This window comes from Reyranella sp. (assembly GCF_050185545.1).
Classification (GTDB): Bacteria; Pseudomonadota; Alphaproteobacteria; order Reyranellales; family Reyranellaceae; genus Reyranella.
The window spans coordinates 21,763-30,506 of sequence record NZ_JBFWZI010000057.1 but is presented as its reverse complement, the minus strand read 5'-3'; the positions used below and the strand labels follow the sequence as shown (position 1 = coordinate 30,506).

General features: G+C 67.8%; 8 protein-coding genes. 2 read left to right on the top strand and 6 right to left on the bottom strand.

The genetic code is table 11. The features are described 5' to 3' along the window. The 3 genes from AB7O82_RS17265 to AB7O82_RS17255 all read right to left on the bottom strand — a co-directional run. Window positions 1-2,135 (bottom strand): AAA family ATPase (locus AB7O82_RS17265; RefSeq protein WP_428619846.1); only part of this gene is annotated, 2,135 nt, incomplete at its 3' end. Between the two features lie 24 nt (window positions 2,136-2,159). Further along, the gene (locus tag AB7O82_RS17260) at window positions 2,160-3,830 is read right to left on the bottom strand and encodes a hypothetical protein (protein WP_428542305.1); all 1,671 of its coding nucleotides are present in this window, start codon (window positions 3,828-3,830) and stop codon (window positions 2,160-2,162) included. A gap of 252 nt (window positions 3,831-4,082) precedes the next feature. Further along, window positions 4,083-5,603, bottom strand: a complete 1,521-nt coding sequence (locus AB7O82_RS17255; RefSeq protein WP_428542302.1) for an extracellular solute-binding protein — start codon at window positions 5,601-5,603, stop codon at window positions 4,083-4,085. A gap of 181 nt (window positions 5,604-5,784) precedes the next feature. Between AB7O82_RS17255 and AB7O82_RS17250 the strand changes: the two genes are divergently transcribed. Then, on the top strand, window positions 5,785-6,063 hold the full coding sequence (locus AB7O82_RS17250; protein WP_428542299.1) for a hypothetical protein: 279 nt from the start codon (window positions 5,785-5,787) through the stop codon (window positions 6,061-6,063). An 11-nt stretch (window positions 6,064-6,074) separates the two neighbouring features. Here the strand turns inward: AB7O82_RS17250 and AB7O82_RS17245 are convergent, their stop codons facing one another. Continuing rightward, window positions 6,075-6,365 carry an energy transducer TonB gene (locus tag AB7O82_RS17245; RefSeq protein ID WP_428542314.1) on the bottom strand — a complete coding sequence of 97 codons (291 nt, stop codon included), beginning with the start codon at window positions 6,363-6,365 and terminating at the stop codon, window positions 6,075-6,077. On the opposite strand from AB7O82_RS17245, the gene AB7O82_RS17240 reads away from it, so the two are divergent. Next, window positions 6,353-6,547 (top strand): hypothetical protein, encoded by a 195-nt coding sequence (locus AB7O82_RS17240; RefSeq protein WP_428542296.1) that lies wholly within the window; start codon window positions 6,353-6,355, stop codon window positions 6,545-6,547. The genes AB7O82_RS17245 and AB7O82_RS17240 overlap by 13 nt on opposite strands. A gap of 155 nt (window positions 6,548-6,702) precedes the next feature. On the opposite strand, the gene AB7O82_RS17235 is transcribed toward AB7O82_RS17240, so the two are convergent. After that, entirely contained in the window at window positions 6,703-7,596 is an 894-nt protein-coding gene (locus AB7O82_RS17235; RefSeq protein ID WP_428542293.1) for a hypothetical protein, read from the bottom strand. Beyond that, the coding region (locus tag AB7O82_RS17230) for a hypothetical protein (RefSeq protein WP_428619845.1) at window positions 7,593-8,744 on the bottom strand (1,152 nt) is incomplete at its 5' end. The genes AB7O82_RS17235 and AB7O82_RS17230, both read right to left, overlap by 4 nt.

The window sequence follows — 8,744 nt, the reverse complement described above, 5'->3', positions numbered from 1 at the left end:
AGCTCGAAATCGGCGACGAAGTCGCCGACTCCGGCGTCGTAGCGGAAATTGACCACCCCGCGCCGCTCGGGATGCTCGAGCAGGCTGTTGACGATGATCGGCTCGAGGTTGGCCTGCAGGTAGCCCGGCAGCCCGCGCGCCCCGCTGGTCGGATCGTATTTGGACTGGCAGAACGCCTTGACGTCCTGCGGTGTCACGTTGACGGTGATCCCCTGCCCGCCGTAGTTCTCGTTGATCGACCTGATCTCGCGGGCGACAATCTTCTCGATCGCGCCGACGCCGAGCCGCTTGTAGCAGAGAATGTTCTGCCGCCCGGCGAAGCGATTGAGGAACTCCGAGCGATAGCTCTTCTTCAGCTCCTCGACGGCCAGCGCCTCGGCCTGCTCGTCCGACAGCGTCGTGTCGAGGAAATGCGCCTGGCCGATGTTGGTGGTGAAGCCGATATAGGCATTGGAGAAATCCACCGTGCGGCCCAGGCTGTCGGTCAGGCGACCGTCCGACAGCACCTGCATGAAGACGTCGAACACGCCGGGATGGCCCTTCTCGATCTCGTCGAACAGGCAGACCCGGCGCGGGTTCTTGCGCATGCTGTTGGTCAGGATGCCGCCGGCATCGAAGCCCTCGTAGCCCGGCGGCGCGCCGATCAGCTTGGCGACCGCGTGCTTCTCCATGTACTCGCTCATGTCGAAGCGCAGCAGGTCGAGGCCGAGAAGCCGCGCCACCTGCTTCCACGTCTCGGTCTTGCCGACGCCTGACGGGCCCAGGCACATGAAGGCGACGGGCGCGCTGCGATTGCGTCGGCCCCGCTTGGCCACCTTGATGCCGTTGGCGATCTTGGCGATCGCCGCCGTCTGGTCGAAAATCGACTCGTTCAGCTCGTCCTCCAGCCGCAGGAGCTTCACGCGCTCGTCCTCGTTCAGCCGGCTCGCCGGAATGCCAGTGATCTGGCTGAACTCGGTCAGCACCTGGTCGCGGCCGAGCTGCAGGCGGTCGTTGATCGCTTTGGCGTTGTGGGCAAAGGCCGCCTTGGCCTCCTCGACGATTTTCGACAACGCGGCGCGCTTGCCTTCGAGCGCCTGCATCTCGGGCGAAACGAAGCCGCCCTTGCTGGCCATCAGGTTGAACGAGGTGCGCTGGGGCGCGGCAGCGGCCGGGGATGCCGCGCGCTGCTCGGACTCGCGCTTGCCGAGATCGCCGATCTCCCAGTCGATCTTCGCCAGCTCCTCCTCGCCCTCGCGCTGGCGACGGTTGGCGGTGCGCAGTTCCGCCTGCGCCTGCTCCCACTCCTGCTGGGCGCGCTGGATCTCCCCGGCCAGCGCCTTGGCTTCCTCGCCTTTCGCCGAAGCGGCCTTCGCCTGCAGCCCGGCGATGTGTGGCGGCCGCTCGTGCGCTTCCAGCCGGTAGCTCGCCAGCGCGCGATCGAGCAGACTGACGCTGCGCTCCGGCTGGGCGCGATCCATGCCGGCGTTGTCGGCGCGGTAGTTGTTGGTGAGCTCGATGGCGGCATCGACGGCCTCGCCGGCGATGCGGATGCCGTGATCGCCGGTCAGCCGCCCGGCGCCGAACTGCACCATGGCCTTCAGCGATTCCGCGTCGGGCTCGGCCAGCTCCATGATGGTGAAGGCTTCCTGCACGTGCGGATGGCAGCGGAAGATCAGCTCCAGGTCGTCGTCGCGCCCTTCCAGGATGACCTGCGTCACCCCCTGCTTGATCGCCAGCACCAGCGCATTGATGAAATGCGTGTTGCCGGTGTTGCGCGCCGCCTCGATGAACACCTTGGCGTCGGCCAGCACCAGCACCGAATCGGGCGTGCGCGCCATGCGGGCCAGGATGCTGGCGAACTCGGTGCTGATCTGGCTGTCGTCCTGCAGCGAGAACAGGCAGTCGATATCGACCCAGAAGAAGCGCTTGCGCACGATGTCGAAGGGCGCGTTGGGCTCGGCCTTGAGCGCCTGCAGGCCGTGCACCAGCGAGCTGCAGCCGACACCGCCCGGCCCGTACAGCAGCACCGAGTTGGCGTTGCTGCGGATCAGGATCGAGGTCAGGCGCCGGAGCGCCTCGTCGCGGCCGACCAGCTTGAAGCCGGGACGCGCCGCCAGCATCTCCGAGCCGGAGATCAGGTACTGATTCACCATGGGGACGCCTCGCGCGGGCCGGGGTCAGAGCGATACCGGCTTGACCAGCGGAGCGGCGGAGTCCGCCGCGCCCGCCGCCCCATCCTCCGACGGCGCGACGACCTTGGCGCCGGTGTGCTTCTGGATGTCGTCGGCGAGGTCGGCGATCCTGGTCTTGAGCTCCTCCGCGCCGATACGCATCTCGTCGACCGTGCTGCGGGTGATGTCGGTGGCGGTCTTGACCACCTGGCCCCATTCCTCGAGCTCGGCCGCGGCCCTCTCCAGCGCCGTCTGCTCGTCCTTGAGCCCGGTGGCGTTTTGGATGACCTGCTGCTGGGCGATCACGTTGGTGTTCTGCCGCATCTTCAAGAGCACGTCCTCGGCCATCGCCGACGCCTCGCCGAGCGCGGCATGCGAGACCGAGGTCATCACGGCCGACAGCCGGTCGGCGACGCCGCTGATGCCGCCGGTGCGCAGCTTGCGCGCCTTCTCGCTCTGGCGGTCGGCATTGTCCTTGATGGCGGTGATGCGGATCGACTGCGAGGTCAGGTCCGACAGCGTCTCGGTGGTGTCGTTCTTCGAGGTCACCAGCTCGGCGATGTACTCCTCGAGCTCCTGGCGCCGGTTCTCGCGCCGCATCTTCTCGAGCGCGTCGTCGGTCTCCGGCGCCGACTGCACCTCGTCGAGCAGCTTGCGGTTGGCCGTATCGGCCTCGCCCTCGGCACCGTCCATGATGGTGTAGATGCTGCGCATGGAGGTGTTGGCGTCGCGCAGGTTGAAGATCTGGGTCTCGAGCTTGCCCATGTGGCTGCGCACCTTGTCGACGCTGCTCACCGAGGTCGAGATGAAGTCGAGCGCGGCCTTCATCAGCTCTTCCTGGCGCTTCTTGTGCTCGTCGGAGCTGAGATCGAGCAGCTGGCGCAGATCGGCGATCTCGCTGGCGAATGGCGCCAGCTTCTCGTTGGCGGTTTTCGCCGCCTCGCGCTCGGCCTCGAGGCTGGTCCGTTCCTCGCCGATCGCCTTGGCGTCGGCGCGCAGCCGCTCGATCTCGCGTTCGTTCTTGTCGATCTGCATCTTCGCCGAAGCCTTGATGTCGCCGAAGCCGAACAGGCCCTTCTGGGTGCGCTGGTAGGAGATGTCGTCGGCAAGCCGCGTGAGCTGGGTCTCGATGCCCTTGAGGCGCTCGGCGTTGGCCGCGAGCTTGTCCTGGATCTCGCGTTCGTGGGCGCGGTCGCGCTCGATCTGGTCGATGGCGTCGAACGAGACGTTGTTGGTGCGCAGGTTGAACAGCGAGGTGAGCACGCGGGTGAGCGGCTCGATCTTCTTGTCGAAGTCGCGCAGCCGGTCGGTGAAGCCGCCATACACGGTCTGCAGCAGGCCAAAGGTCTCGTTGTCCTGCAGGGCGATGATCTGGCTCGACATCAGCTCGCGCTGGTAGGACAGGTATTCCTTGAACTCCTCGTAGGCCTTCTCGCGCTGGCGCATCTCCTCCTTGGTGCCGCTGAAGGTGCGCGCCTTGGCGATGGCACTGCGCTTGTCCTCCGGCCGGCCCTCGGCGAAGACGAGCTGGAAGAAGGGGTTCTCCTTGATCTTGGGGAACTTCTCCTCGGCGGCGACGGTCTCAGTCTTCTTTTCCTCCCGCGCCTGTTCGGCCTGACGCATGACCGCATCGGTCAGCACCGACGAGCGACGGGCTTTCTTGGTGGCTGTGGACATCGACGACACCTCCGGAAGGATCGTGGCCTGTTCGGGAATGGAATGCTGGCCGGTTCGTGAAAGGATCGCTGGCCCGTTCGTGAATGCTCAAGCGGCGACGGTTGCCTACGGCGTACGCACTTGGTGGCGAGGGCCCCCAGGCGGTCGATCCGTGCGCTCGATCGGTATCTTCAAAACAAGGCAAAGTTTGGCACGATTCGGCGGAATCGTCGAGGTAACCGCCTCCCCTCAGGGTCTTTCAGATGTGCGGACTCAGGGCTTGCGGAAGGGTGCGACCGCCTTGTCGACCTTCTCCTTGATGGCCGCCATGCATTGCTCCGGGCCGGCATGCTCGCCGGCGAGCAGTTTGCCCAGCTCGACGGGAATGAGGTTGCTCGAGATGTCGGCCCAGGCGGCCAGCTTGGGTTCGGTTCCCATGGCGTTCCCGATGGTCCACTCGGTGGCCGGGAAGTGGCGTGTCGTGCCCGGCCCGACCTTGGCGGCGGCGAGGACGCGCGGGTCCTTGTAGGTCGAGGCGCGCACCACCGCGCCGCCGCTGCCGAGGACGGCCGAACGTGCCGCCACGTCCTTGCAGCACAGCCATTGCAGGAAGATCCAGGCGGCGTCGGGATTGCGCGAGTATTTCGACAGTCCGACGGAGGAGCCGCCCTGGTGGCCGATATGAGGAACCTCCGAGAAGCCGGCCGCGTCGGGCGTGCGCAGCTTGGCCTCGGTCGGCGGACGGGCGGCCTGCATCAGACCGACCACCTTGGAATCCTTGCCGTCGAAGCCGGGAAAGAACTCGCCCCACGAGAGCGCCATCGCCGCGTGGCCGCGCGCCAGCGATTGCCATTCGCCGTCCCACGTCCAGTCCTTCGCCTCGGCCGGCATGTGCTTCGCCAGCTCGAGCATGTAGGCGAGCCCCTTCAGGCCGTCCTCGTCGCCGCCGGAGAAGGCGCCGTCGTTGCTGAACACCGAGCCGCCGTGCGCCCACAGCCAGGCGGTCCAGTCGCAGTTGAGCGAATAGTGGCCGGCCTTGAGTTGGCCGGTGGTGCCGCGAATGCCGTTGCCGCGCTCGGCCGCATCGAGCGTCTTCGCGGCAGCCATGTACTCGGCCATGGTCGTCGGCACCTTGAGGCGGTGCTTGTCGAACAGATCCTTGCGATACATCAGGATGAAGATCGGGATGTCGAAGGGGACCCCGACCAGCGTGTCCCGGTAGGTCGCAATGCCCCGCATGACCGGCTCGGGGAAGTCCGCCCAGTCGAATGCCGGCAGGGCCATGTCCTTACTGCGCTCGTAGAGAGCACGCGGATCGAGCGTGTCGCCGAGGAACAGCGGCGTCCACGACTGGTCGAGGTAGTAGAGATCGTAGGCGCCCGCCCGATCTTTCACGTCGACGCTCACCTTGTGCAGCACCTGCTCGAGCGGTGCGACCTCGATCTCGACCTCGATGCCGGTGCGCGCCGTGAACTCGTACCGGGCCAGCCTCCGGGCGACCAGCGTGGGCGGCGTCGGCTCGGAGACGAAGCGGATTTTCGTGCCCCTGAACTTCCGGCCGACATCCTCGAGCCACCTGAGCAGTTCGGGTGACGCGGGCGTGTTGGCCAGCGCCTGCCGCGTCAGGCTGCCGGAAAAGAACGGCCGGTTCCCGCCCAGCGTGGCCAGGGCAAAGCTCGAGAGCCCGACCCCGCCGAGCGCGAGCCGGCGCAGGAATTCCCGCTTGCCGATACGCCGCTGCGCGAAGGCCCGGGCGGCCGCCCCGGCATGGTCCTTGCGATCACTGTCCTTCATCTTCCACCCCGTCGCGGGTCTGCCTCGAACTCACATTACAACGCTACCGGCAAGGCAGCGGGCTCGATATCGTGGCCAGATTGCACTCGAACTGCCAAGCGCGACACTCCGGCGCCGCCACCGGACGGCTCGCCGCAAGTATGATGCCTCCGCACCCACCCTGAAGATCCCCGGCAAGTCTATGACCGTCTTCAATGTCCTCCTCGTTATCGCCACCTCGGTCGCGGGATCGATCCTCGGTGTTCCCTATCTCTGGTGGAATGTCATCTTTGCCGAGGGCGGTCTGCTCTCCATCGAGGCGGGCGCGGCCGTGATTGGCACCGTGGCGTTCTGGGGCAGCGCCTTCGTCGCCATCGACCGGCACGACGTGCACTGGCTGTGGCGCGGTGCCGGAGTCATCGCGGCAGCGGTGGTGATTTCGACCGTCGTCCAGCGCCTGAAGCACCGCCCCGGCAAGTAGCCTCGGGCGCTTCACTTCCTCAGGAAGAACTGGATGGGCACGACGTGGTCGAGGCTCTCGCCTGGCTGATCGGACGGCAGCGGTGGCAGCGGCTGGGCGCGTGCCAGCAACGCCAGCCCTTCCTGGTCGAGACTGGCCACGCCGGGGCCGCGGGTGATACGCGCGGCGAGCACGCGGCCGTCGCGGCTCATGGTGAAGAAGACGTAGGTGATGCCCTCCTGCCTGCTGCGCCGGGCCTCGGCGCAGCAGGCCCTTCCAGGTCGGCGGCGATGCCGAGCGCGGCTCGGGCGTGGCGCCGGCAGCCGGCGCGGCGGCGCGCGGCGTCTGTTCCGGCGCGGGCTGCGGCGCGGCAGCGATGGCCTTCGGCCTCGGCTGCAGCGGCTTCGGCCTCTCCACCAGCTTGGGCTTGTCCTGTGGCGGCTTCAAGTCGACCGGCGGCGGCTCGGGCGGCGGCAGCACGACCTCGGCCAGCGGGATCTCGTGACTACGCGCCCGCCAACAGCGGCGCGACGCGTGCAACGTCAAAGAAGCTCTTGCTCCAAGCCATTGCAAACGATGCGGCATCGCGCAACGAACCGCCCCGGTTTCCTGCGAGCTACGACGCAGAATCCGCGCCCAAATCGTAGCCATCCGCAGAATCTAGACGATCCTGAGGCCGATGGCCGTCGCCGTGCCGGCACGGGTCGCGCCGAGCGTGAGGAGCAGCGGGCGGAGATGGCCGTCGGCCCAGAGCTGCGCCAGCGCCGGGTTCGCATCGCCGCCGCATGCCAGGAGGCGGCGGCGGACGCAGTCCGCGCCGCCGGCGGCGGAGACACGCATGAAGACGGCGAGCGCGATGACCCTGCTCGCGGCATCGAGGGCCAGGCTGAGACCCAAGCGGCTGCCGCTCTCGTCGTCGAAGCCGCCGCCGGTCCAGTCGGCGAGGGCGGCATCGAGGGCTCGCGCGAGCGGCTCGATCTCTCGATCGGCGCAGAGACGCCAGAGGTCGCCGGCGATCCGCGTTGGGCGGGCCCAGTAGAACTCGCGGCCGCCGTCGTGGGCGAGGCCCAGCATCATCGGCCGGTCGTCAGCCCGCAGCAGAGGCGCCGCACGCTCGGCGCCGGGCGGCACGCGGCGGCAGAGGACGTAGAGCTTGCTGGCATCGCCCCTGGCATCGTGGCGGCCTGCCGCCCACACCGGCCACGGCTCATCGACGTGCGCCAGCACGTCGCGCGCGGCCGAACGCAGGCCGCAGGGAAGGCCACCGTCGATCGAGCGCAACAGCGCGAGCGCACGCGTGAGGCAGCGCGCGCCGGACCATTCCGGCGCCGCGGGCTCGGCGGTCCAGAAGAGGCCCGGCCGTCCCGGTCGCCACACCAGCTCGACCGGCACGCCATCGGCGAGCGGGCTGAACTGCCAGGCGACCTCCGGCCACCGGGTGCGCGCCGTCCAGCCGAGCGCGCGCTCGAGGGCTCGCCGGCCGCGCCCCACCGGCTGCGGCGCCTCGCGCTCGAGCGCAGCCAGAGCGCGATCGAGCGCGGCCCGTGGCGTCACATCAAGAGCTCGACCAGCGTGTTGGTCGTGGTCGTCGCCGGGCGTTCGAAGCGGCCGTTGTCGGTCTTGACGAACAATGCCTTCCAGGTGAACTGCCGCGCCTTGCGGTCGCGGATGGTGATGCGCAGCTGCTTGGGGTCGCGGTCCGCGCCGGCGAACTGGACGCGCTCGGTGCGCTCCACCCCGTTGGTCGCGTCGGCGTAGGTGACGTCGACGAACACGCTGCGCACCAGCGCCGGATCCCACATCGGAATCAGGTCGAGATCGAGCGCGTTGGGGAACGGATCGTCTATCGGCACCGCGTTGGCGTTGGTCGTCACCGGCTCGTCGACGATCGGCGGGTTGCCGTCCTTGAGATGATGCGTGAGACGGTAGGTGAAATCGCGCGCCTCGGGCGAGGACGTGCGCACCTTCCAGAATTGCGGCGCATTGCCCGGCCGCACGGTCAGGGTCTTGCGTGCCTTCCAGCCGGAAGGGTCGTCGAAGGCGAGATCGACCTGGATGCGCTCGACCATCTCCGGATCGATCCTGTTGGCGATGATCTGCACCTCGAGGAAGCCCAGATGCTCGTGGGGCGTCACCATCAGCGTGCGATCGATCGTGGCGGCCGCCGGGATCTCGTAGCTGAGCTTCTCGCCCTGCCAGCCGGAGCCTTGCTCCGAATCGAAGTGGAACTGCTTGCTGGCGCGATAGGCGACATCGAGCGCCGGGCTCATGAAGGTCGAGAAGGTCGCGCGTGTCGGCGAGTTGCGGTCGAAGGTCAGGTCCTTATGGCGCAAGGTCGCCGGATCGGCAGGGTCGCCGTAATCGACGGCGACCTGTATGGCATTGAGGCCGATGCGCGCATAGTCGACCGGCGCGTCGACCGTCACCTCGAAGGCGCGGAAGAACGGATCGTCGAGATCGACCTCGACGAAGTGTTTGCTGAGGTCGTCGATCTCGCCGAGCATTAGGCCGATGAAGCCCTGCGGTGCGTAGGTCCGCTGCACCGCCTCGGTGCGGTTGTAGACCAGCTCGACGGTCTTGCGCTCCTCCTTGCGGATAAACTTGAGCTTGAAGGAAACGAGCGCCGGCATGCTGGTCGGCACCGGCGCCGCGACCGGCGGCGCCACGGGGGGCGTGACGGGCGGAGTCACGGGGGGAGTCAC